We start from the raw sequence: 23,800 nt of genomic DNA, 5'->3' as shown, positions 1-23,800 counted from the left end.
TAAACAGGAGGTCTCTATGTTCGACAAAAACAATAAGCTGCGACATAGCATTTCATTGGCAGCCTTGCTGGCACTCAGCGGTTTGAGCGCGTCGGCCTGGGCCGATGCCTACGAGGACGCTGCGAAAAAGTGGATCGGCAGCGAATTCAAACCGTCGACCCTGACGGCCGATCAGCAACTCGAAGAACTGAAGTGGTTCATCAAGGCTGCCGAGCCGTTTCGCGGGATGGAAATCAAGGTGGTTTCGGAAACCCTGACCACCCATGAATACGAGTCCAAGGTGCTGGCCAAGGCCTTCAGCGAAATCACCGGGATCAAGCTCACCCACGACTTGCTGCAAGAAGGCGACGTGGTGGAAAAAATGCAGACGGTGATGCAGTCCGACAAGAATATCTACGACGGCTGGGTCAACGACTCGGACCTGATCGGCACGCACTTTCGTTACGGCAAGACCGAATCGATCACCGACCTGATGGCCAACGAAGGCAAGAACTTCACCTCGCCGACCCTCGACATCAAGGACTTCATCGGCATTTCGTTCACCACCGCGCCGGACGGCAAGATTTATCAACTGCCCGACCAGCAGTTCGCCAACCTGTACTGGTTCCGCGCTGACTGGTTTGAACGCGCGGACCTGAAAGCCAGGTTCAAGGAAAAGTACGGCTACGAATTGGGCGTACCGGTGAACTGGTCAGCCTATGAAGACATCGCCAAATTCTTCAGCGAAGACGTCAAGGAAATCGACGGCAAACGTGTTTACGGGCACATGGACTACGGCAAGAAAGACCCGTCGCTGGGCTGGCGCTTCACCGATGCCTGGTTCTCCATGGCGGGCGGCGGCGACAAGGGCTTGCCTAACGGTTTGCCGGTGGACGAGTGGGGCATTCGTGTCGAGGATTGCCACCCGGTGGGTTCCAGCGTGACCCGAGGCGGCGACACCAACGGCCCGGCGGCAGTGTTTGCCACGACCAAATACGTCGATTGGCTCAAGGCGTACGCGCCACCGGAAGCAGCGGGCATGACGTTCTCCGAGTCCGGCCCGGTGCCGTCGCAAGGCAACATCGCTCAGCAGATTTTCTGGTACACCGCCTTCACCGCCGACATGACCAAACCGGGCCTGCCGGTGGTCAATGACGACGGCACGCCGAAATGGCGGATGGCGCCATCGCCGCGCGGGCCGTATTGGGAGGAGGGCATGAAGCTTGGTTATCAGGACGTGGGTTCGTGGACGTTCATGAAATCCACGCCGGAGAAACAGAAACTCGCGGCGTGGCTGTACGCGCAGTTCGTGACTTCGAAAACCGTATCGCTGAAGAAAACCATTGTCGGTCTGACGCCGATTCGCGAGTCGGACATCAACTCGCAGGCCATGACCGATCTGGCGCCGAAACTCGGTGGTCTGGTCGAGTTCTACCGCAGCCCGGCCCGCGTGCAATGGACCCCGACCGGGACCAACGTGCCGGACTATCCACGTCTGGCGCAACTGTGGTGGAGCCACATCGCCGAAGCGGCCAGCGGCGAGAAGACCCCGCAGCAAGCGCTGGATGGTTTGGCCAAGGATCAGGACGCGATCATGTCGCGTCTGGAACGCTCCAAAGCCCAAGCCACGTGCGCACCGAAAATGAACCCGGAACGCGACGCGCAATACTGGTTCGATCAACCGGGCGCGCCGAAACCGAAACTGGCGAACGAGAAGCCGAAGGGCGAGACCGTGAGCTACAACGAACTGCTGAAATCCTGGGCAGATGCGCGTAAATAAAAGCTGATGTGTGAAGGGCAAACGGCACCGCAAGGTGCCGTTTTCAGTTGTGCCAGAACCACCGCCATCGAGCGCCCACAGGTTTCGCGTTGATCCAATAGAGCGGCGACGCATTCCGAATAGTTAATGCCCTCGCCCAAGTCATTGCCTTCACAACAGTCCTGGCGCTGGCGAGTATTTCGATTCGGGATGTTTAAAGGTTTTCCGAAAATACAGAACCTTCCCACAATGTTTTCAGGTTGTCCGTCGGACGTCGGCTCTCTAGGCTGTGAACGTCGCTGCCAAATCAGCGATCGGGATTGGAACCCCGGAGAACGTATCAACGCCAAAGCGTCTTTCATGACGTATGCTTGCCCACCTTCATGGTGTGCAGTCTGTTATGGCGGCTGTACGCGGGAGACTTTCGAGTCTGCCGGGTTTCTCCGTTCCCCGGGTTCCAACCTGCGTACAGCTGCCACCCCTTCGCGTGGAACCGAATGGATCAGCTTCAACGTTCAGAAGGAGAAACAACATGAAAAAGCCAACACCCAATCCCCCGGAAACAACCGTTCCAGCGCACGCCCATACAACGTCCCCCTACGCGGGCGAAGACACCCGCAAACTCCACGAAGCCGCCGACCGCGCCCTCGACTTCTACCTCAAACCCACGGCCACCATCATGGCCACGCCCTATGTCCAGAACCAGATGTTCCTGGTCAACCCCACCGCCGACACCGAATCCCTGCTGGCCAACGCCAGCGAGTCCCTGTCCTCGGCCAGCGTCATGCTCGGTGACTTCGCCGCGTTGCTCGAAGGCACGCACCGCAAGACGTTGCTGGGGATTGCACAGATCGTCATGCTCGGCGAACTGGCGGTGAACAGCGCGCTGGATAAGGTCGAGCCGGCCGCCTAACCCTGTGGGCGTGAGCCTGCTCGCGAAAGCGCTGGGGCCGCCAACGAAGATGCTGGCTGTGCTGACGCCATCGCGAGCAGATTCGCTTCGCCCATCAGGCTGACGCGCCACCCGGCGGCGTCATGCTGTTGAAGCGTGATGCGCGCCTCGGTTTCAGCAGCCTGGCGCCAGTAAGCAATCTGCCGCACGGGCAAGCCGCGGCTGTCGATGGCTGTCAGGCGCGGGGAAGATGAATCAATGCCGATCTTCATGACCACCAGTTGCCACGCCGTTGTTCCGGTGGCGGTTCAAACAGGTCGTTCTCATCGAAGGCCACCGTGCACCAGATCCAGTACCAGATTTCCCGGCGCAAGGGCTTCAATGTCGCCGGGTTGCCTTGCAGCATTTTCTTGGCCAGCACGGTTTCGGTCGGGCGCCCCGCCGCGTCGTAGAATTGCTGGTCGTGATAGGCATGTTGGCGCATTGACCGGTCATTGATATAGCGCGGCTGGTCGGCGAAATAGGGCCGGTAGATCCGCACTTTCTGGCCTTTGTTGTTGTACTCCACCGGTTCGCTGACGCGCCACCGTCTCGGCACCTGGGCTTGCTCTGGCGTGCCGTCAGGCTTGAGGATCAGTTCACCGTTTTCATGGGTCAGCCAGGCCAGGCCTGGTTCGACTTCCTGTTTGGTTTGCAGGGGCCGGCCAAAGCCGTCCATACAGGTGATGCTGACCCGCACTTGCATCTTTTCAACGTCGTGGGGAAAGCGGTCGGCCAGCATGGCAACGGCGTAAACCGGCTCACGTTGTGCCGCGTCGATTTGTTGTTTGAGGATCGTCTCGTTCGGGTCGGGTTTTTCCAGGGCGGCAATATGTTGCCGGGCCCTGTCGCAGAGGTGCCCGCCAGGCAATACAAATCCTTCAGCCCTGGCCCATTCGAACCATGCCGGGGAGGGGGGCGCGGTTCGTGAGAGACGGCCCATCCAGCTGAACGTATCGGAGAACCCGGCACTGGCAAAATTGCCGATGGCGTTGTGCGGATCGGCGATGGCGATGGCAGGGTCGCGGTCAGGCGCAGGCACATAGGTCTCCAGCGGATCGAAGCCCACCGGCTCTCCCAGTTCCGTGCCATGGAAACTGGTTACCAGCGGTTCGCCGAACGCGCTGTAGCGCGCCTCCTGGATATTGCGATTGGCGTCCTCGATGGCGGCCGGCAGGAAGGTGCGGTAATCCACATCGAGGCTGCGCGTGGTGCAACCGTCCGGCAAGGTCACGGCGATGGTCAGGCACCAGTGTGTGTCGTAGGTGATCAGGGTTTCGCCGTGGCTGCGGGTTTCCCGGTACTTCTGGACGTTATAAAAGCCATCCAGCGTGTGGTAGGTGGGAAAGCCGTGATGCACCGACCACAGATAGTTTTTGGCGTCCTCGGGATCTTGCACCGCTTGGCGGGTTACCTCGGGCAGGAACAGATCCATGATGTGGTAGCCCACTTGCGGTGATTCGAGTTTTTCTTTCAGGTTGAAGGGCATGTTGCCTTGATCATCCTTGAGCCTGTCGTAGGCGCTCAGGGCGATTTTATCGAGTTCGGCTGTTTCAAGGTGAGCGGTCAACCCTTCGAAGGTCGTGGCCCCAGGCGCCAGGGGCTGGCCGTTCTCGGGGTCCATGTAGTGCTGGCGGGACAGACTCGTCAGCATCGCCTGTTTTGCCCATTCCCCATTTTCCCGGCTCAGTTCAAGAAACCGGTCATGGTGGATACTGGCGGGGCTCAGTGCGGTATTTTCCAGAACCAGGGCGTTCGTGCGGTTTTGATAGGGCAGGCCCAGGCGCCACGCCTGGGTGTTCGGCAAGTGGATGGGCTGCGATCTGGTTTGCGTCAGGTACCAGTTCTGTTGCGCCTCGTCATGGGCATCCTTCCACCAGTTTTTCTGATGTTCGTCACTGAAGGGCGGCGTATCGCCAACGTGCTTGCGTCGTGCGTAGTGGACGTCGAAGCTGTGGACGCAGGCGCCATATTCGTCCCACTCAAGGTTGATGTGATGCTGGCACAACGGGTCGTCCGCGATGGCTGGCTCATATTGGTAACTGATGGACTCCAGAGCCAGAGGTTGAAGCACCGCATAGGGCTGATGCTTGCCTTTGGGACGCAGCACCCGCACCAGATGGCGGTGTTCCTGAACCGCGTACGGCACCGCGGTGAGGGGGGCGTCATCTGCCGCATAGGTTTCCGAACGCAGTACCCTGCCGCTCAGGGCTCGGGCTATTTCACGGGTGATGCCTTCATCATCGGCGGCGAAGGGCTGCGTCGCCCGATCGTTAAAGTGGTAGTTCTGCAGCAACGTGGGTTGCAGGGCAACAGCCAATTCATCTCCAACGTAATAACCGTCCCTCGCAGGATCGATGGCATCCCCCGTGTGGAACCAGGTCTTGCTGAGGATTGGCGCGGTGAAACCGACCGTTGCGCGCTCCGCCGCCGAGGCTTCGGTATCGGTCTGCAGCAGTACACGAAAACCGCGGAACTCGCGTTCAAGGCGATCGTAATAACCACCCCGATAGCGCAAGCCCTGGCTCAGTCGATTACCCGTGATGTCGTCGAATTGCGTTTGCCGGCTGACCAGGTGCATGGCGAACGGCAGGCGGGAGACCGGGTTTTCGACCTTGGCGGCATGTTGCTCCTGTTTTTCATCGAGCCATTCCTGGGCTGAGCTGCGATAGGTGACGCCGGTACTGGCACCCATATTGTTGCAGGTGCGATTCATCAGGTAAGGCTTGGCTTTGACGAAATCATAGCGCCAGTGTTGGGGCGTCATGTGCGGCACCGTCAGGACGATGCTGGAGCAACCGAGCCCTTGCAGGTCGGCGGTGCTGACCTGGCAGAGCCGATCGTAGTGCACGCCCTCGGGCCAGGACAATACGTCCCAGGTCTGCTCGTAACCGTTGCCACCATGGTTCATGAAGACCCGCAGACCATCGGGCTCCAGGTAGATCAGGTCGGTCGCCCCCGAGCCGTCGAGGTCGGCCAGCAACACCTGTGCGCAATTGAATTCGCTGTCGACAAATGGCAAGGCACACAGCACAAAACCCTTGCCGAAACGCCCATGGCCCAGGTTGGGCCAACATTTGACTTCGTTATAACGGATGCGCACCAGATGTTGTTGGCCGCTGCCGAGTACATCGGCGAAGGCCACCAACTCGGTTAGCGTATTACTCGGTGTTGGCAGTTCATCGTCATCCCCTTCGGCGGTTTTTACCGAATGAGGCACGTCGACGCCGTTGGCAAACCCTGCCGCACGGCGGTTGGCGTAAAGGCGCACACTGCGGGTGCCGATCAGCGCAAGGTCGCTCAGGCCGTCACCGACCAGATCGGTCATCTGCGCCTTCGGGTGGAAAAACTCGTTGGGAAACGCATCGAAGGGCACGAAAGAGGACCAGTTGCGGTCCGGATCCAGGGTGAAACAACCACACATCCCCGGCATGGCAATTACCCAATCGAGCTTGCCGTCGCCGGTCTGGTCAGTCAGCGAATGGTGAATCGGCTTGCTGCTGTCTGTCACAGGAATGTGCTCCAGACGTTTCCAGTCGCTGTAGCTCACGTCGTCGCCGCCGGTCTCGCTGCGTAACGGTTCGCGGTAATACCAGGCCTGGTCGTAGCGACACAGCACCCCAGGAATACCTTCGCCGTACAGGTCCACCAGTTGATAGTGCTGGCCGTCGTTGAGCCCGGGCATTTGCGCAAACGGTGTCCAGTTGCGATGCGTCGAGTCGAGTTCGAACGGGTTGTAGCTGAACTCCATCGGCGGTCGGCTTTCTGTCTGGCCCAGGCTGTCGTAAGCCTGAATATGAGCCGCAGTCAGTTGGTTGTAACCCAACGGACTGACCCGGTGTTCCAGCAGCAGGCGCTGAACCAGTGCGGGCGAATCCCCCAGTTCCTTGGTGAAATGATGAAACATCAACACTTGCCGACACAGGCGTTGGGTGCCCAGTGCGAAACCGTAGCTGTAGTTCCAGAACGGGTCGCCGCGACCGGACCAGGTTTTTTGTTCAGCGAAGGTCGGTACCTGTTCGAGATCGCTGCTGCGCTCGCCGTAATCGAACACCAGTTGAAAGTGCCAGTGCTGCTTTTTCCAGCTGTCGGTTTCCCAGGCGTACAGGTGCGGGTTGGCCTCGGCATTGCCGTAACACACGCGCTTGAGATAACGCTGAGCGCGGTAGTCACGCCACTGCGGGGCTTGGGGCGGGTCGGTTTCGACTTTGTACTCGTAGACGATGTGCTCGCCTCGGGTGTTGAGGCTTTCGTCGATCATCCACACGCCGACATGCTGCGGGTTGTTTGGGTCGCTGCGACGCGAGCTTTCGGTTTTGCCATACATATGCAGACTGCCATCTGCGCCGTGTATCAGCCAGAAACCCGCAGTGTCTGCAGCAGAGGCCCAATGTTCGATCAGGGCAAACTCACCCTCTACCCGCGGCCAGTGACGCACCACGTTGTACTCGCCGGCCAGTGGCCGGTGGTTGTATTCGGTGACGGTACGGGAAATCGGTTTACCGTCACTTTCGTCACGCTCGGGCATCCACACATCGCCGCCAGGCCCCACCACCTGGTCGGTGCCATCGTACGTTGGCGTACCTTGAGTGGTGCGCAGGCTGATGGCATTGATCGTCATTTTCCAGCCGATTCCGAACGGGCTGTTGCCGACATTGCTGCTGTAACCCAACCCTAGCGCTGGGGCAAAGCCGCGGCCGGGAGAGATCGGCAGGGCCAGTTCCAGGGACGCCGTGCCGGAGGTGCCAACGCTTCCCCAGCCCTTGCCAACGCTTTGAATGGCGCCGCCCATTTTCGGTAGAGCAGGGGTGTTGATTTGCATCGTCGACTGTTGCGCTGGCTGTTGTCCGTTCATAGCGAACCGCCCTCGCGTCTGGCCGTGTAACACAGGTGCAGGATGATGTCCTGGAGGGAGAGGATCATGGCCTTTTGGGCTTCGTGGTTGGGTAAGGTCAGAACCCAGCGCGAAATGGCCCCGGTGCATTCAAATGGCAGGTAGCGTTCGTCCTGGAAGTTGAGCTGGAACAGGCCGTTGTCGTCGGTGCCGTGGGAGAGGGCGATCTGTTGGCTCGCACGCAGGTTTTCCTTGGCGTTGCCGAGGGTGGCGGCCATTTCGACTTTGCTGTAGGTCTGAGTCAGCACGGCGCAGATATCTTTATAAGGCCCAATGCTGATCGGCAGGGTCACGCTGATCGTCTTGATCCGGCGCAGGTAGTGGTTTTGCCCGGCGTAATCGTCGTCGAACATTTTTTGTGTCAGTTCGAATTCACAGGTGCCATTGTCCGTCAGAGACTGCTTGATCTCTTCCCAGGTCTTGTTGCCAGCGACGTCTGGGTACTTGGTCTTGAGTTCTTTGAGCGAGACGGTTTTGCGGATCTCCAGTTCGCGTTTATTGTTTTTCAGGTAATCGCCGTGCATGCGCTGCAGGCTCATTTTCAGCTCTTCGCCGGCACCGAGGCCGCGGTAGGTGGAGTTCCACCCACCGGGCCGGATGAAGGTCTGCGTGAAGTCGCCCATTTCGTACTGCCAGCAGGCCTCGGCCGCCTGGCACAACGATTGCGCGGTGGTATAAGCGCCGTTGTAGAACCCGGCGAACTTGCTGTTGAGCCAGTCGTAGGTCTGTGAGCGGCTGAAGCGGTTGCTGCTGAGCAGGAAGTCGTGGGTCGCTTTGGCGTGGTTCAGCGCGGTTTGTGCCTGGCGCAGTTGCAGTTGGGTGGCCTTGTGCTGTTCTTCGTAGACGGCGAGTTGTGCTTCGATCTGTTCGGCTTCGAGTTTTGCCTGGTCGCGTGCTTGGGTCCATTCCTGGGCGCGGCGATCAAATCGTGACGTCATTTCAGCGAGGCTTGCCCAATTACGCCTTACTGTGGATGCAGCCGACAGGCCTGACGAAGTAGCAAGAAAAGGTCCAGCCCAGTCCGACCCACCAGTTGCAAATCCAAAAATTGCAGGGAGAGTCCTTGCCAGGTGACCCAATCCGGCGATGATATGACTCGTCTCGTCAAAAAGAGCAGCACGATTGAAACTCTCGCTGATGATCTTCTCATCAGCGCTCAACCCAGCGTCCAGTAGCTCATCGTAATAATTGACCCTCCTCAGAATGGTGGTCTGACTTGCCATCAACGCTGCACGGTTTTTCTCATCAATCTTCATGGCTTGAGTTTGAATATCCACCGCCACCTTCGCCAGATTCCACGCCTGCTGCTGTTGCAACTCAAGATACTGCGCCTGCTCCTTGCGCTCGATCAGTGACAACAGCGTCGAGCCGAACTGGATCACACTGTCCACCGCGTTCTGCGCCAGAGCGAACATGAAGCTGAAGCGGTAATGGGGAATCTGTGGGTTCAACAGCCGACTCAGCGCCGCCCCGGACAGGCCCTGGCCCCAGGCAGCGAGCAGGGCGCGCGGGTCCAGTGGCGCGGCGAACAACGGCAGGTTCAAGGGATTACCCGCCATGTCGAGGTTATGGCGCAGGTTGTACAAGCGGCCTTCGGCCCTGTCCCAGCGCTTGATCAGTTCAGGGTTGAACGGACGGCGCAAATACGGATTGTCCACGGTGGACAACGATGAATCCTCGCGGTAAGGCCGCAGACACAGCAATGGCGCGTCCTGCGATTGCGGGGCCTTGCCGATGCGCAGCGGCGGCTGCTCCTGAAGTTGTCGTTGGGTGGCGATCAGTTGTTGTTCGAAGGCACGCAGGTCGTCATTTTTCGCAGCACTCAACTCATCCAGCGTAATCGGTGACCAATCGTCTACTTGCCGCACATCCGGGCGCGGCCCGAGCAAATCGAGGATATGGACATAGCGCAACTTGGCTTCTGCCAAACCGTCCGGTGTCAGTTCTCGGTACACCTGATCAGCCTGATTGCTCTCGATATCGATATAGAGTCCGTACAAGGCCTTGCGAAAGTGCACGGGAAAACTGAGTGCAATCTGATGCGGATCGTCCGGATACACAATGGCCTGGCTGGGGTCTGGCGCACCGGGCCAGACGGGCGTTTCAAGAGGCACAGCCTGCCAATAGCCGGGATGCCCCGGATCTGCGTTTTGCCGTGAAGGGTTGAAGAGATACGCCAGCCAGTGTTTGGCTTCTTCGTATTGCTGTTCCTCATTCAAGCGATACGCCACCAGCCATGGCAAGTACAGGAACAGTTCGAGGAAATACAGGTAGTACGCGCCGGAGAAATCCATCGATTGCGCGCCGAGACCATCGGGAATGGGCGGTTCTGTCTGCTGTGTCTGGGTGTGCCAACTCAGCAGCGGATCCATGCCGCTTTCGGCGAGCTGGATCAATTCCCGGGCGAAGGTGGTGTTCATGCGGATGGGCGCTCGATAACCTTCTTTAGATTCACATCCGTCACTGAAATTGATGCTTGATTCGGTAAAGTCGATGTATTGAGCATTGCCCAGAGAAGCGTTGTCGTTGTTGTTGATGAGCGGCGCTATTTTTTGCTCTGCTGCGAGAGTCTCTCCCCAAGCGATGGATATCGCTTTGAGGGCTGCGCCAACGAGTGAATGGCCTAAGCGATGCTTGTTGTGGATCAAGACGCCGTACACGAGTGGAATTTTCAGCTCATTCGGTTTGTCGGGCCATTTAACCGGCCAGCCGACGGGTTGGTAGCTAATCTTGTCGACGGGGACTGTGATTGCGCCCCCGCCTGAGTATTCGGGCAGTTTGTCGACGATCCCGGAGCTATACAGGGGACGCATATCTTCAAGTTTTGCAGGAAACTCAGTGGCCGTTACGTCCAGAGGGTGCCCTATGAAAAGCTGGTAACCATAAGTCTCGACGACATGATTCTGGATGAGCGGAAAAATGGACATCGTAGATTGCTCTTCACCTCTGGGAACGCGCCAGACATCAGAGAGCCAAATTTCATTAGGGGAATCGCGCAATCGGTCGAGTATGTACGAACCCGCCAATTTCCCTGCCAGAGATGCGCTGCCGCCCGGCGCTATGGGAGGAACGGAGAATTCAGTTCGGTTGTTTCTGTCAGGATCGGAAATAAGACTTCTGATGCTGTCTGGCCAGCCTCTGAAGCAATACACCGTATCGTGGCTATTCATGAATTCACCGAAGGACTTGATCTCTGAACCTTCGAGCAGCGTGAGCCATTCACGCTTGTCTGTATGACTGAACACTAGAGTCAAGTGGAAGAGTTCCTCCTTGGATAAACTAAAAACAGAGAATCTGATCGTGGTGACATCCGGAAAGCCTTCATTCAGTCTCAAGGTCAATCCGATACTTGAATCGCCAGGATGGTAGACAAGCTCGACATCTTCTTCACAGGTCTTGATGCGCGACTGCCAATCGTTGAAGTCCCAAGTGTCCTTTTCTGTTTCCGGTGTTGCGTGCTCGATAGCACCAAACACCGGGGTGCTGGAGGGAAGCCAGTACTGAAAACGGCCAGCGTTTTTATTGGCGAAGATGTGGCCGATCAGCAGCACATGCCCTGAGCCATCCTGCAACGCCGTGGCGGATGGAGGCGCGCCTGGTTTGACATTGGGCACCACGCCATATGACGGAAACAGCGACGTCACATTGAAGTTCTTGTCGATTCGCACCGTTCGCAGAAAATCGTATTTGTCGCGATTGCCGGGAATATCGTCAGGTATGTCCTGATAGTTCGAATACAACATGATCACCATCGACTCTGGCGATGTGGAGTGGTCATACACCGCTATGGTCTGGGTTTGCTCTGCGATCTGTTCCAGGGGCTTGGCGACGAGCGCCGGTGTCTGGCAATAGCTCTCGATATAGACCCGGGGCGTGCTCCACCTGTCGTCGTATTTCTTGTAGCTGGCATACAAACGGAACCGCGGATTGACCTTGACGCTGGTCTCGGCTCTCCCTTCTTCAGGTGACTGCATGGCGTCCGCATCCTGGAGTTCCAGCTCGGCCCAGATCACGAACAAGCGGTTGTTGAACCAGCACGGACGAATCGTGTGTTCAAGGGCCTTTTCCGAAATCGGCACATTGGCGCTCTGCCAGTCCGACCAGGCATTGGGCAGGGGCTTGTCGAATTTGTCCGGAACACTGCCAGACGCGGCGGCGGGCTCTTTTACCGGGCGTTGGCTCATGTCCAGTGAGCGCCAGTAGTAGGCATTTTCGGCGGGGGATTTGCCGATGAAGTAATAGGTACTGTTGGCGAAATCTTCGCCATCGATGTAACCGTTGCAGATCTTCAGGTTGGCGATTTCCTCGAATTTTGCCAGATAAGACAGAACGGCAGTCTGTACGGTTTCGGGCTGAATCTGTGCCTGGTTGAGGTCGTTTTCCAGTTGCTCGAAACTGCTGGTCTTGGTCAGGCGCAGCGTGGGGTCAAGGTAGATGTCCGGGAAGTAATGCAACTGCTGGATGGCGGACCAGATCGGGTAGCGATTGAGACCGTCGCGCCAGGTCTTCATCTGCTGGGGTGTGAAACTGTCGTCGCTGTACCCCGGCTCCATGTTCAGCATCATGCTGTTGATCTGTTGTTGGTAACTGGCAATGGCACAGGCCACCGGGCTGGTCGGCACATCCTGGCTGATCAGCACGTCCAGCAACCAGAACTCGTAGAGGTCGTTGGCAGTCTTGATTTGTTGGGTCAACCCCTGCTCGATCAGGTACGGGTCGTTGGGCACGGCCTCATGCAGATACAGGGCGAGCATCGCGTCACGAAATGCTTCATTGAGGGGGGCGTCGAAGGCGCTCGTCATGATCGTTCCTTAACCATTGGCCAGTGTTGAGTCGGAGGCAGAGCTGGCGGCCATCACCGCGTCTCCAACGATTTTCCAGTCGTTCAGCAGGCTTGTTTCAGTCAACCCTGTGGCTTGCAGCAGTGCTTTGGCAGACAGCCCGCTGGCCTGACAAGTGGCCTGGCAACGACGTACCCAGTCGACCTGGGCCATTGAGCTGGCGCGCTCATCGGGGAGGGTGCTGGTCAGCGTGGTCACTTCCGTTTCTGACCACTCCAGCAAACGAGCCAGTGCTGCGTTGGCCGTTTCGCTCGCGAGCGTGCGCAGCGCTTTGTTTTTCAATTGCGCCTTGGCTGGATTGGCGCCGCTGAAGTAGCTCAGCACGCTGTCCTCCGATTGGCTCTGGCTGTGGAACCATTGACTGAAGCGTTCGAGCAGATAGAGGTCGGACAGCCACGGCTCGCTGTTGCTGCCCTCGTATGCCGAGCCCCCCAGCCATGTTGGATTGACCACGAACAAGCGCAAGGCGCTGTTGCTCAATCTCAGTTGCACAACAATTTCGGCGTGGCGTGAGACGCGCTGGTAATGCTCGATCAATGCGGGGGGCAGCGTTTCCTTGAGCGCTTGCACCAGAATGCTGTAGACCGACGAATGCGCCCAGTGAATGACCGCCTGGCAGCGGTCCGGCGCCAGCTTGGCAGTTTCCTGGAACAATCCTTCGAGCAACTGGACCTGGCGGTCATGTGCACCGAGCAGCAGTTCGATGAGTTTTTCGGCGCACATGTCTTTGACAGCTTGTTCAAGGTCGAGGTCTTTAAGTACTTGCGCGACACCTGTCTGTAGCCAGGTGATCGGATCGTCCACCAGCGTCAGTGCACGATCAAGGCCCATTAACAGGCCGTCTGCCGTGATGAGTTTATGGCTGACCAGTAGCCCGAACCATTGGATGTCCTGCGGTCGGCTTTTTCCATCCTTACGCAGTGGAAGGCCTAATGCGGCCACTTGCGCTTTGGTCACCATGCTGCGGCGCGTGTCGTCCCGCAACTTGCTCAGGCGCTCAAGCAGATCGTCGGGCAGGGGCGGCGGCTCGGCCACTTGGGCTTGCTGATCACCGTCCAGTTCTTCGACCCGCACCGAGGCATGTGGGCCCAGGCGCTGTTGCAATTGTGTGACGGTTTGTTGGCTGTCCTTGAGCCAGTCTACGGCCCAGTCCAACTGCATCAGCACATCGAGAATGTCCGCTTGTTCCCTGGTCTTCTGCGCGTTCAAGTGGCCGCTCGCCAACACGGTTTTATAAGCAGAACCTCCGAGCAGTCCTGCCAGCGTCAGCAACTCGGCGACCGAACATCCAAACAGACGGGCAATCCGGGCCTGGCGGTAGAACGAGGAGACGGTGGGCAAATCGCGCTTGAGTGTGGTCAGGTACTTCTGGGTTTGTAAGGCAATCAACAGAAACGAATCTTCAGTCGGTTGCACACCGAGGCCGGCACACAATTGCAATACGGTTTTCTGCGTGGCGGTGTCGACGACCTCCAGGTTGATGGGCTGTTGGTCGAGGATCAGTGGGGTGTCGAACAGTTGCACGCGATTGAACACTTGATCGAACAACGGCACTTCATCCTTGCCGCTGGCATAAGGCGTGAGGTCGTGCATCAGTGCGGCGAACTCCTCAGGCTCGATGCCGTGACGCCGATTGAGGTAGCGATAGACGCCCAATGCACGCAGCGTGTTTTCGTTAAGTTCCATCGCCAGGTTGTCTTCGCCCTCGGCACGGATCGCAGACATGATCAGCGTGTCCAGCTTGGCAAAGGGGATCTGCAACCAGCGTTGCAAGCGAATCATGCGTTGCAGGCGGTCGAGACGGTTGAGCGAGGTTTTGCTCAGGCGCCATTGCTTGCTATCGCCCACAGTGATTTGTTCCAGCCCCATCGCATTGTCGAACCGATCACGGATGATCGATTCGGCGTCAGGTTCCCGTCCGCTGTCATACAGGTCTGCACCGGTGCCATTGACGTAGCAGGCGCCATACTGGTTCGGGTGGGGGAAGGGCAGCACTTTTGCGGCAGTCTGCGGGAGCGTCACCCCCCCGTGTTGCGGGTTCTGGCTGGGGCAGTTGGGCGACAAACGCACCGCGTGGGTCCGTCGGCACAGGAGCATTTCGACGTGTTCGGCATTCAGGCCGGTGTGCGCCATGAAGTCTGTCAGGTGCGTCAATTGCCACGGTGGCGAACTTTCCGAGACCTCGACACCGTAGGACTTTCTGAAAAAATCCATTTGCGCGGGTGTCAGGGTGTAGTGCTCATCGAGCGTGAGGGTGAAGCGCTGTCGGGCCAGCTTGACGGTCTCGGCGCCGGCGGCGGTGGCAGTGACCAGATCGAAACTGGCGGTGTATCCCTGTGCGGTGGGCGTGGGGAGGGACGCGGCGCCCTTCAGGTAGGAAATGACGGTGTTCGTTGACGCAGCGTGCAGGCGATTGATCAACCAGCCCGTTGAAAGAACTGGAACGTTGGAACTCAGATCGACGTTGGCAGCCTGTGTCTGGGTGCCTTTGCGAAAGGTCAGCGATAGGACGGTCTTGCTGCCTGCAACTTCTGTGGGCGTTAGTGCCTGCGGATTGACGGCCGCGACATCCTCCTGATCCGTCAGCAACAAATAGCAGCTCTTGTGAGGGATATGCGGGCGCAGATGGGTGGTGCCTGGGCTTCCCCAGCCTTTGATCAGGTCATCTCGGGTCAGATAAAAATGACTGAACACTGAGGGCTCGATCAGCACGTTCTGTTGCTCCGTGCTCAATCCGCATAACAAACGTTGCGCTTGCAGTACCGGTTTCTGCACTTGGCCATAGTCGTTGCTTGATTGCTGTTTGATCGGCAGTAACAGGCTGGCCCGATAGTTCAATTCCCCCAGACGAGGCTTTTTATCGGCCAGCCCCAATTGACATTGATGGTGATAGAAGTTGTAGGGCAGTTCGAAGGGATAGCGCCGGTCAGCCACTGCCTCATGGGCGGACTTGCCTTTATCAGTCGGATTGGATTCCAGAAAAGCACCCAAACGATCTTCCAATAACTGGGTGACCAGTTCCAGCATTGGCCTTGGGGTATAAGTGCTTTCGTGGGTGATCAAGAGCCCCTTCAGGTCGGGACGGCGACTGTCCATCAATAGGCGCTTGGGGTCTTCGTTAGTCGCTTCCAGTTGCAGGAGAAACACCCTTAAGTTGATCAGGTAGGCAATCACCATATCAATGGCAGCAAGCGCCCCGACCTTGCAGAAGTCGTCCCAGCTTTCATTGAACAGAGATTGAAAAGTAGGCCCCAGCGGAACCAGTGCGCGAACGCCGCTACGTTGAGAAAGTTGCTGGAATTTACCGGAGGACGTCTGGTACTCCCGGTACAAACGCGAAATCAGCGCTGCATAGCCCATGGCATTGTCGTAGGCGAGTTCAGCGTTGGCATCGGTGAATTTGGCGACCTGGCCAACGAACGCGGCTTTGGGCTGACGTACGATATCGAAGACTGAGGTGAAACCCATTTTCTGCATGGCTGTTGCGAAGTCGGTGCGTCCCTTATGTGTCGAGACGTCGGGTTTGACCAGCCTCTGCAGCAACGAATTGTTGTCAGCCATGATTGTGATTCTCCTACCAGCCAAGAGCGGCATTGAAGCAATGCCCGGTAGGAGCAAACTAACGATAAACGAAAGGGGCGTAACCTGTCAGACCTGACAGGTTGAGGGTTGTTCTATAGAACCAATTGGAATGTCTGATAGGTTTTTAGAGCTGTTTGTTTGTTGGTTGGTTTTTTTGACGACTTTTTATAATGAAGATGAAGTTTGTTTGATCTGGTGATTTCCTTTGATTATGAAGACCTGTCAGAAGTGACAGTTGTGAATGGTCTGCGCAATAAACTATTGTGTCTTTTAGTTTGCGCTTGGCAGGTATGCAAACTTTTGTTTTGTGTTGTTTGCATTATTGGCTGTTGTGCCTTTGTCTAACTTGAGTTCGCAATAGCCAGGGAGGTCGTCATGGAAGCTGACGATACTAAAAAAGAAGACAGCGCAGTTGAAATGTCGGAAAATTCGCACGCTTTCGGCAGCGGAGAGTTTATTGAGCATTCAGCGGGTGGCATTCAGGGGGCGGGCGTTGAAGGAAATAATATTAAGTCATTTTCAACAATGACGTTGCATGTGAAGTACCCGGATTTATTCCTGCCATGGGAAGCAAAACTTTTAGTGGAGTATTTTTGGAATCCTTCAGGCACTTTGTTTTCTTGTCAGGCGAAGCGTTATGCGGCAACCGATAACGGCCGGCGCAAGGGTAATGTCTACTTGAGTTTTAGCTCGGCAGGGAGTTGGTCTGAAAGGGAATTAACAAACGATAATGCGATTCAGGATGGTTATTGGCATGAGGTCAGTGGGGGCGGTTATATAGCAGGTAATAAGCATTCGGCAGATGTGAATTTCAAGTTTACGTATGATCATGAATTTAGTTCTGACAAGTCTAAATCCATCTCGGTAACCATGAGGTTTGAAGTTGACTTTCGGTCCCCCATGATCACAAATCCTAAGGTTGTACATACGCCGCTACCGCGAATAAGTGGAAAAGGTTATCCAGACGCCTTGGTCAAACTGTATGAGTATGATCAACGTGATTTGGTGATCGGAACTGCGCCGGTGGATGAAGATGGCAACTGGACGGCTACCCTGACAAAGCCTCTGTCGATGACCGAGAGCTATTCGATGACGGCGTTGCAGGTCTATGAGGGTGTACCGTCTCGCTGGGCGGTCTATACCAATTTTGCCGCCCTGTTTGCGCCGCAAATTGTCGGCGTAATTGTTTACCCACACCGTAAAGTCAGCGTTAGCGGCGAGGGTGGCCTCAAGAACGCCACGCTTGAGATCTGGCTTGAGGACAAGAACAAGGGTGTTCAGTTAACCACGACTGTTTGGCAGGATGGCAATTGGTCGGTTAGTAGCGGTGAAGCGTGGCCCCCTGGTAAGCATTTGATCACTGCAAAACAGGTAGGACCGGTCAGCGGACAGAGCTCTGCCTGGTCAGATATCAAGGTCGTCAGCGTAAAACCACCTACGCTGCAGATCGAATCTCCACCCCACTACAGCTCAGTAAAACAGGTGCTGAAGATCAATGGTGTCTGGCCGGAGAAGGCCACTGTACAAATATTCACGGAAAAAGACGAACCCGTTGCTGGCAGCTTCAATAGCTCCACTCACACTTTCACACCGTCGGGAGCGTGGGCGGTGGGCTCCACGAAGGTCAAGGCCGTGCAGACCGTTGGCGATGTGGCATCTGATTCAAGCAGTCTGGTAGCCGTCATTGTTCGACCCTCCAGCGCGATCATCGAGCGGCCCCCCGTTCCGACCACACCCACGCAGACGCTGAGCATCAAATCCGTTTCACTCGATGCTACTTTGCTGGAAATGTTCAACGAAGTTGACGCAAAAGTGGCAGGCGAATTTACGGGCAGCGGGACGACCCGTGTCTTCACACCGGCGCAAGACTGGTCTGTGTCCACCCAAGTCAAGATCGTACAGACCGTATGCGGTATCCCCTCCAATCCAAGCGAGCTGGTGCCCATTGTGGTGAAACTGTTTATTGCTCCGCCACCTGACCCGGCAGCAGTAAAAGAGGTGCTGGCCATCAGTTTCTCCTCATCCGGTCATAACGACTTGAGAATGTACACGCAGGCAGGCGGACCGGTTGCAGGCTCCTTCACGGACAGCGTCCCCGTTCGCTACTTCACCCCGACGGCGGCGTGGAAGGCGGGAAAGACCACGGTCAAGGTTGTGCAGACCGTGGGCAACGTCGCCAATACAAGCAATCTGGTTACCGTTGCAGTGCAACCCTTCAAACTGTCGATTGCTCAGCCACCAAGCTACGTGAGCTCGATATACGCACTGATCCTTCTGGACGGTTCATCCGCCCCCGGCACTTTGCAGATGTTGACCGAAGCAGGCGCAACGGTGACTGGCGAATTCAGCACTGGAACCCTTTGCAGGTTCACACCGTCGCCGCCTTGGCCTGCGGGCAACAATGCGGTCATGGCCGTGCAGTCCGTGGACGACGTGTCATCCGATCCAAGCAATGTGGTTACCTTTCTGGTGCGACCCTCCCAGCCGGAAATCGACCAGCCACCGAAACCGGCCGTGCCGAGACAGCGTCTGAACATTACCGGCGTCGTCCCCGGTGCCGTTGCCTTGCAAATGTTTACCGAGGACGGCGCGGCGGTTGAAGGTGATTTTACGGGAGTCGACGCATCTCGTACTTTCACACCGACTGCGGACTGGGCCGGCACGCAAAAAATCAAGGTCGTGCAGACCATCGACGGTGCAGCGTCGTCGCCAAGCGTGTTGGTTACTGTGTACGCGCCCCCCCAAAAACCGGAAATCGAACAACCCCCCATCCCGGCAGAACCTTATCAGGTGCTGACCATCAAGAATGTTGCAAGGGGTATTGTCACCCTGCGAATGCTCACGGAAGCAGGCACCAGTGTGGATGGCGAATTCAGATCAAGCGGTAATAATACTGCCACCTTCACGCGAAAGTTTTCGTGGGCATCGGGCAAGACTTCGGTCAAGGTCATACAGAGCGTCAGTGGCGTGAGTTCCGAGTCAAGCGATGTGGTTTGCGTTGTGAAGCGCCCCTACAAACCGGTCATCCGACAGCCATTGAACCCGGTCACTTCGAAACAGCCACTGACCATTACCGGCGTAGCGGGCGGTGACGTCACCCTGCAGATGCTGACCGAGGACGGGGAAACGGTGCCGGGTTATTTTGCCGGTAGTGACGGCTTGCGCACCTTCACACCCACCATGGACTGGTCAGGAACCACCAAGGTGAAAGTGGTACAAGCCGTGGATGATGTTCCCTCCGATCCTAGCGATCTGGTTACTGTTGTGGTGGCAGCGAAATTACCCAAGCCAGAGATCACCCACCCTTTACCGAAAACCAGTCATTTGGCCAATGTCAGGGTGGAAGGAACTTGCGTGGCTGGGGCGACAGTCTTCGTGCAATTCGACAGTGGCGAACCTGTACCGGGCACCGTGACCTACGACGCAACCCTATGGTTTTTCGAATTCCCTTGGCAGCCCGGGCAACAACTGATCAAAGCGCAACAGAGCGTAAACGGGGAAACGTCCGAAGCCACCGATAGGCTTGAGTTCTACATCAAGCCTCCAAAACCGGCTATCGCGGCACCGCCCGCCCCGGTTGCACTGAAACAGCCGCTGAACATTACCGAGGTGGCATCCGGAGCGGTCACCCTGAAAATGCTCACCGACAACGATGAACCGGTGGCTGGCGACTTCACCAGCAGTGGGGCGGAACGTACCTTCACCCCGTCAGCGGAATGGGGGGCTGGCGAAAATACGGTCAAGGTCGTGCAGACCGTAAACAGCGTGGACTCCAATGCCAGTGACACCTGTACCTTTACCGTTGACGCGGCGGACAGGCCCGATCCCCCCAGGTTCCAACAACCGCAGGCGGGCAGCGGAACCTCGAGATACCCCACCATTCAGGTCGTCGGTCTGCCCGATGCACGGCTCACCGTCCGCCTTGTCGGTGGTGAGACGTTGTGCGAGGACACCGCAAACGCTGATGGCATTCTGGAGTTCATGGTGGTGAATCCTTTGGTGCCTGGCACCAACGAACTTCAAGGCAAACAGATCAGCAATGGCCTGAATTCCGATTGGAGTACCCCTCACGCGTTTACCGTATACGCACCGCCAGCAACACCGGTTATTCGAGTGCCGGGAGCGAATGGCAATGCATTACGCCGCCCCAGGATCCAGGGCAGCGGTGAAACCGGAGGGCAGATCGTGCTGCGCCATGTCGCAGACCCCGAGCCCCCGTTTGCCTTTATCGACGGCTCTCTCACCTGGCGCTGGAACGCCGAGGAGGAGTGGGAAGTTGATACTTACGAGATTCAGGCGCAGCAGATAGTCGACGGAGACTGTTCCGAGTGGACTCAACCTCACGGTTTCCAGGTGGTCGAGTCACTGTACGGAATCGGTGACGCCATTCCGGTACTTGGCACGCCGGTCGTTGGCACAGGGCAGAGCGTAGTGTTGCGTGTACAGGTGATCTCTGCAGACAACGGGCAGGCAATCGAAGGCGTGAAAGTGCAGTGGCGCCTCAAAGACGAGTTGGAACCCTTGACGGAAACCACAACCGACCTCAAGGGCTGGACGCAATATGCCTATACCCCGGACACGATCGGCAAGCGTGAGATCCTGGCGGATATCACCCAGGCCAACGAGGGTGTGGTCATGACCGAGACCTACGAGGTGAACGCTGTTCAGCAGGACGAATGGGCGCAGGAGGCCGAGCTTTATCTGGACGGTCAACAGGTGGACCTGACCAAGAGCGATCTCGTGTTGTTAAAGGGAAGAGACGTCGCCTATAAGCTTGAAATCAAGGTCAACAAAGGCAGTGTTTTGATCGGCTCCCGTGTCACCTTGCAAGACCTGTGGGGCGCTGCGGAGCGTGGCCTGACCTTTTTCCCGGACCTGGAAATGCCTCAGGAGATAAAGGAAGGGCAATCAGCGCATTGGTATATTTTTACCGACAACGGGAATGGCGGCATCTTCGGCTTGAACCTGACCACCCCGGTACTGCCTGACTGGCAAATACCGGGACGTATCGAGGCTGGAGACTTTGCTGAACTCATCGATGTTGACCTCGATACGGTTGCTCAGGTTTTCGGCGGCGAGCCGGCGTATCCCTGCCTGGGTGTGACGCATACGATTACCGTGCGGCCCAAGCTCCACAGTCCGTTGCTTGGCCAGAACGTGACACTGGAGTTGACTCAGGAAGCAGCAGACCTTGGCGTGACGGTGAGTCCGGCCACCCCTCAAACAGTGGGGGACGATGGAGTGCACTGGTCGTTGAATTGCGTAGACAGCAGTAAAAACGGCAGTTTTGCAGCTCGGTTGAAGGTACAGGAGTGGGACTTCACGTCGCTGGAGATGCCGATGTCTCTGGGGCATAACAAGGTCTACATATTGGAAAAATACGGCCCGGTCGAGGTGCAAGGGCAACCCAATTACTGGTGGTATGGCGTTCGACTGAGATCCTCATTCACGAAGCATGATGCATCGGGGGTTGAGGTGAGTGTCGAGATTTCCGGCAAGCAACCTGAAAAACAATATACGAGGGAAGATGGTTGGTTACTTATCAAATATGATCTCGAGCAAAGTGCAAATTTGACTATTCTTAACCGTTACGATGGAAGTACACCACAAGGGCCTGCCAATCGTTAATGTCCTTTACACCCTTTCTCGTCAGGGAAAGGGTGTTTTTTATCAAATAAAAAAGGCGCCGCGAAGGACGCCAAAAGATTCGCCTCTCGCCACATGGCTGCCCAACACCGAATGGCCATAATGTGCTCCTTTATGACCGCCTCCGGCGGGCCATAAGGTCATACGTGTTTGTCATTTGACATGTACCCGTAAGCCCCGCCAGACATGGACGGGGCTTGTTCATTCCCGTCCGCACATAGCTCATGGAGAGAGAAATGTTCGAGATCAGAAGAGCCACACCGGGCGATGCCCGGATAGCGTTCGACCTTCGCCGACAAGCGATTCGGCATCAATGCATCGGTGTTTACAGCGAGGAGCAAATGCTCGACTGGACAAAAGGCTCGGCTGAAGACGGTTACGACACACTCATGCAAAAGCATTTTTATTTGGGATGTGTCGAGGGCGAGCCCGTGGCAACCGGGATGCTCGATCTGGAGCACCGTGAAATAGGCGCGATCTTCATTCATCCGGACTTCATGCAGCGCGGTTTGGGCACGCGCGTCCTGTACTTTCTCGAGAATCTGGCGCGGGGGCAGGGACTGACAGAAGTGCGTCTGGATGCCACGTTGAATGCTGCCGATTTCTATCGAAGCTGCGGTTATATCGGGGAGGAGAGTGCGGTGTATCAATCGCCGTCTGGTCTGCAACTGGCGTGCGTGCCGATGTTGAAAACGTTGTGATCTTTTGCTGGTGAACCCCACAAAAAACGGCACCCGAAGGTGCCGTTTTCATGTCTAGCCAGCCGAACAATCAGCCAGCCAGACCCGCCTGCTGCACCAGTGTCAGCAATGGTTGCGGGTAAACGCCGAGGAAGAACGCAACCAGGGCGATGGCCAGCAGCATCACGCCGCCTGCCTTCTGTTCCCAGTGCAATTGCGCATCGTGGCGGCGCAGGTTCGGCTCGATCAGGTACAGGGTGACCATCACGCGCAGGTAGTAGAACACGCCGATGGCGCTGCCCAGTACCAGCGAACCTACCAGCCACCATTGGTGCGATTCGACACCGGTGGCGATGATGTAGAACTTGCCGATGAAGCCTGCGGTCAGCGGGATACCGGCCAGGGACAGCATCATCACGGTCAGTACGGCGGTCAGGTACGGACGGCGCCAGAACAGACCGCGGTACTCATACAGTGCATCGGCGTCGCGGCCGTTGTACGGCGAGGACATCAGAGTGATCACGCCGAACGCGCCGAGGCTGGTGATCACGTAGGTGACCAGGTAGACGCCGATGGCTTCCACTGCCAGACCCTTGCTCGCCACCAGTGCAATCAGCAGGTAGCCGAAGTGCGCGATGGACGAGTAACCGAGCAGACGCTTGAGGTTGCTCTGGGTCAAGGCCAGCAGGTTACCGAACAGGATCGAGGCAATCGCGATGACGGTCAGCACGTCGCTCAGTACACCACTGCTCGCGGCAGGGGAGATCTGGAACAGACGCACCATCACCGCAAACACGGCCACTTTTGAAGCGGTCGCAAGGAACGCAGCCACCGGTGCTGGAGCACCTTCATACACGTCCGGCGTCCACAGGTGGAACGGTACCAGCGACAGCTTGAACGCCAGACCGATCAGCATCATGCCCAGGCCCAGTTGCGCCAGCGAGCTTGGCAGGCCGGTCGCGCCCAGCGCTTGACCGATACCGACGAAGCTCAGCGAACCCGAGTCTGCGTACAGCAGCGCCATACCAAACAACAGGAACGCGGAACCGGCGGCCGACAGCACCATGTACTTGATACCGGCTTCCAGCGAACGCTTGTTGAAGAAGGCGTAAGCCACCAGACCGTAAACCGGTACCGACAGCAGCTCCAGACCGATGAACAAACCGGCCAGGTGCTGCGCGCTGACCAGAACCAGACCACCGGCGGCGGCCATCAGGATCAGCAGGTACAGTTCTTCACGGTTGCCCGGGTAACCCGAACCGCCATCGCCCAGGTAGGCGTGGGCGAGGGTGACGCAAGCGAGGGTGGCGACCAGGATCAGCGCCATGTACAGGCAAGCGAAGGTGTCGATTTGCAGCAATGGGGTCACGGCCAGAGGCGCGACTTTCAGGGCTGGCAGGATCGACAGCAGGGCCAGGTTCAGACCGGCCACCGAGATCAGGAAGGTCTGCGAGTGGTTGCGGCGCCAGGCGATTGCCAGCATCACCA

Annotated in this window: 9 protein-coding genes; 4 read left to right on the top strand and 5 right to left on the bottom strand. The window is 57.2% G+C overall.

The genetic code is table 11. From position 1 onward, the window contains the following. Nucleotides 1–16: 16 nt before the first annotated feature. Both ACIOWA_RS21345 and ACIOWA_RS21340 read left to right on the top strand, forming a co-directional pair. Nucleotides 17–1,759, top strand: a complete 1,743-nt coding sequence (locus ACIOWA_RS21345; protein WP_339493726.1) for an ABC transporter substrate-binding protein — start codon at nucleotides 17–19, stop codon at nucleotides 1,757–1,759. Nucleotides 1,760–2,270: 511 nt separating this feature from the next. Further along, the gene (locus tag ACIOWA_RS21340; protein ID WP_401161786.1) at nucleotides 2,271–2,651 is read left to right on the top strand and encodes a DUF6124 family protein; all 381 of its coding nucleotides are present in this window, start codon (nucleotides 2,271–2,273) and stop codon (nucleotides 2,649–2,651) included. Here ACIOWA_RS21340 and ACIOWA_RS21335 read toward each other — a convergent pair. From ACIOWA_RS21335 to ACIOWA_RS21320, 4 genes are read right to left on the bottom strand one after another with little or no spacing between them, the layout of a single operon-like run. Further along, on the bottom strand, nucleotides 2,648–2,902 hold the full coding sequence (locus tag ACIOWA_RS21335; protein WP_401161784.1) for a hypothetical protein: 255 nt from the start codon (nucleotides 2,900–2,902) through the stop codon (nucleotides 2,648–2,650). The two genes, ACIOWA_RS21340 and ACIOWA_RS21335, sit on opposite strands and share 4 nt — an antisense overlap. Further along, on the bottom strand, nucleotides 2,899–7,524 hold the full coding sequence (locus tag ACIOWA_RS21330; protein WP_401161782.1) for a SpvB/TcaC N-terminal domain-containing protein: 4,626 nt from the start codon (nucleotides 7,522–7,524) through the stop codon (nucleotides 2,899–2,901). The genes ACIOWA_RS21335 and ACIOWA_RS21330 overlap by 4 nt, the downstream gene beginning before the upstream one ends. After that, a complete protein-coding gene (locus ACIOWA_RS21325) occupies nucleotides 7,521–12,317 on the bottom strand; it encodes a neuraminidase-like domain-containing protein (protein ID WP_401161795.1) in 4,797 nt (1,598 codons plus the stop codon). Before ACIOWA_RS21325 ends, ACIOWA_RS21330 begins: the two co-directional genes overlap by 4 nt. A 57-nt stretch (nucleotides 12,318–12,374) precedes the next feature. Continuing rightward, nucleotides 12,375–15,965: a Tc toxin subunit A gene (locus ACIOWA_RS21320; protein ID WP_401161780.1), complete on the bottom strand. Its 3,591-nt coding sequence runs from the start codon at nucleotides 15,963–15,965 to the stop codon at nucleotides 12,375–12,377. Nucleotides 15,966–16,361: 396 nt separating this feature from the next. Between ACIOWA_RS21320 and ACIOWA_RS21315 the strand changes: the two genes are divergently transcribed. After that, on the top strand, nucleotides 16,362–21,614 hold the full coding sequence (locus ACIOWA_RS21315) for a hypothetical protein (RefSeq protein ID WP_401161778.1): 5,253 nt from the start codon (nucleotides 16,362–16,364) through the stop codon (nucleotides 21,612–21,614). Between the two features lie 254 nt (nucleotides 21,615–21,868). Beyond that, entirely contained in the window at nucleotides 21,869–22,333 is a 465-nt protein-coding gene (locus ACIOWA_RS21310; protein WP_401161776.1) for a GNAT family N-acetyltransferase, read from the top strand. A gap of 70 nt (nucleotides 22,334–22,403) precedes the next feature. On the opposite strand, the gene nuoN is transcribed toward ACIOWA_RS21310, so the two are convergent. Then, nucleotides 22,404–23,800, bottom strand: a 1,397-nt coding sequence (gene nuoN / locus ACIOWA_RS21305; RefSeq protein WP_401161774.1) for an NADH-quinone oxidoreductase subunit NuoN, incomplete at its 5' end; no start/stop codon positions are given.

It is taken from the genome of Pseudomonas sp. NPDC087614 (assembly GCF_044743485.1).
GTDB classification, from domain to species: Bacteria; Pseudomonadota; Gammaproteobacteria; order Pseudomonadales; family Pseudomonadaceae; genus Aquipseudomonas; species Aquipseudomonas baetica_A.
This window is presented reverse-complemented; position numbering and strand designations above follow the sequence as displayed.

What these genes read in the sequence shown, in the direction of transcription:
- ACIOWA_RS21335 (WP_401161784.1), bottom strand. Translation starts at nt 2,902, where the DNA reads ATGAAGATCGGCATTGATTCATCTTCCCCGCGCCTGACAGCCATCGAC.
- ACIOWA_RS21340 (WP_401161786.1), top strand. Translation starts at nt 2,271, where the DNA reads ATGAAAAAGCCAACACCCAATCCCCCGGAAACAACCGTTCCAGCGCAC.
- ACIOWA_RS21310 (WP_401161776.1), top strand. Translation starts at nt 21,869, where the DNA reads ATGTTCGAGATCAGAAGAGCCACACCGGGCGATGCCCGGATAGCGTTC.
- ACIOWA_RS21315 (WP_401161778.1), top strand. Translation starts at nt 16,362, where the DNA reads ATGGAAGCTGACGATACTAAAAAAGAAGACAGCGCAGTTGAAATGTCG.
- ACIOWA_RS21320 (WP_401161780.1), bottom strand. Translation starts at nt 15,965, where the DNA reads ATGGCTGACAACAATTCGTTGCTGCAGAGGCTGGTCAAACCCGACGTC.
- ACIOWA_RS21330 (WP_401161782.1), bottom strand. Translation starts at nt 7,524, where the DNA reads ATGAACGGACAACAGCCAGCGCAACAGTCGACGATGCAAATCAACACC.
- ACIOWA_RS21325 (WP_401161795.1), bottom strand. Translation starts at nt 12,317, where the DNA reads ATGCTCGCCCTGTATCTGCATGAGGCCGTGCCCAACGACCCGTACCTG.
- ACIOWA_RS21345 (WP_339493726.1), top strand. Translation starts at nt 17, where the DNA reads ATGTTCGACAAAAACAATAAGCTGCGACATAGCATTTCATTGGCAGCC.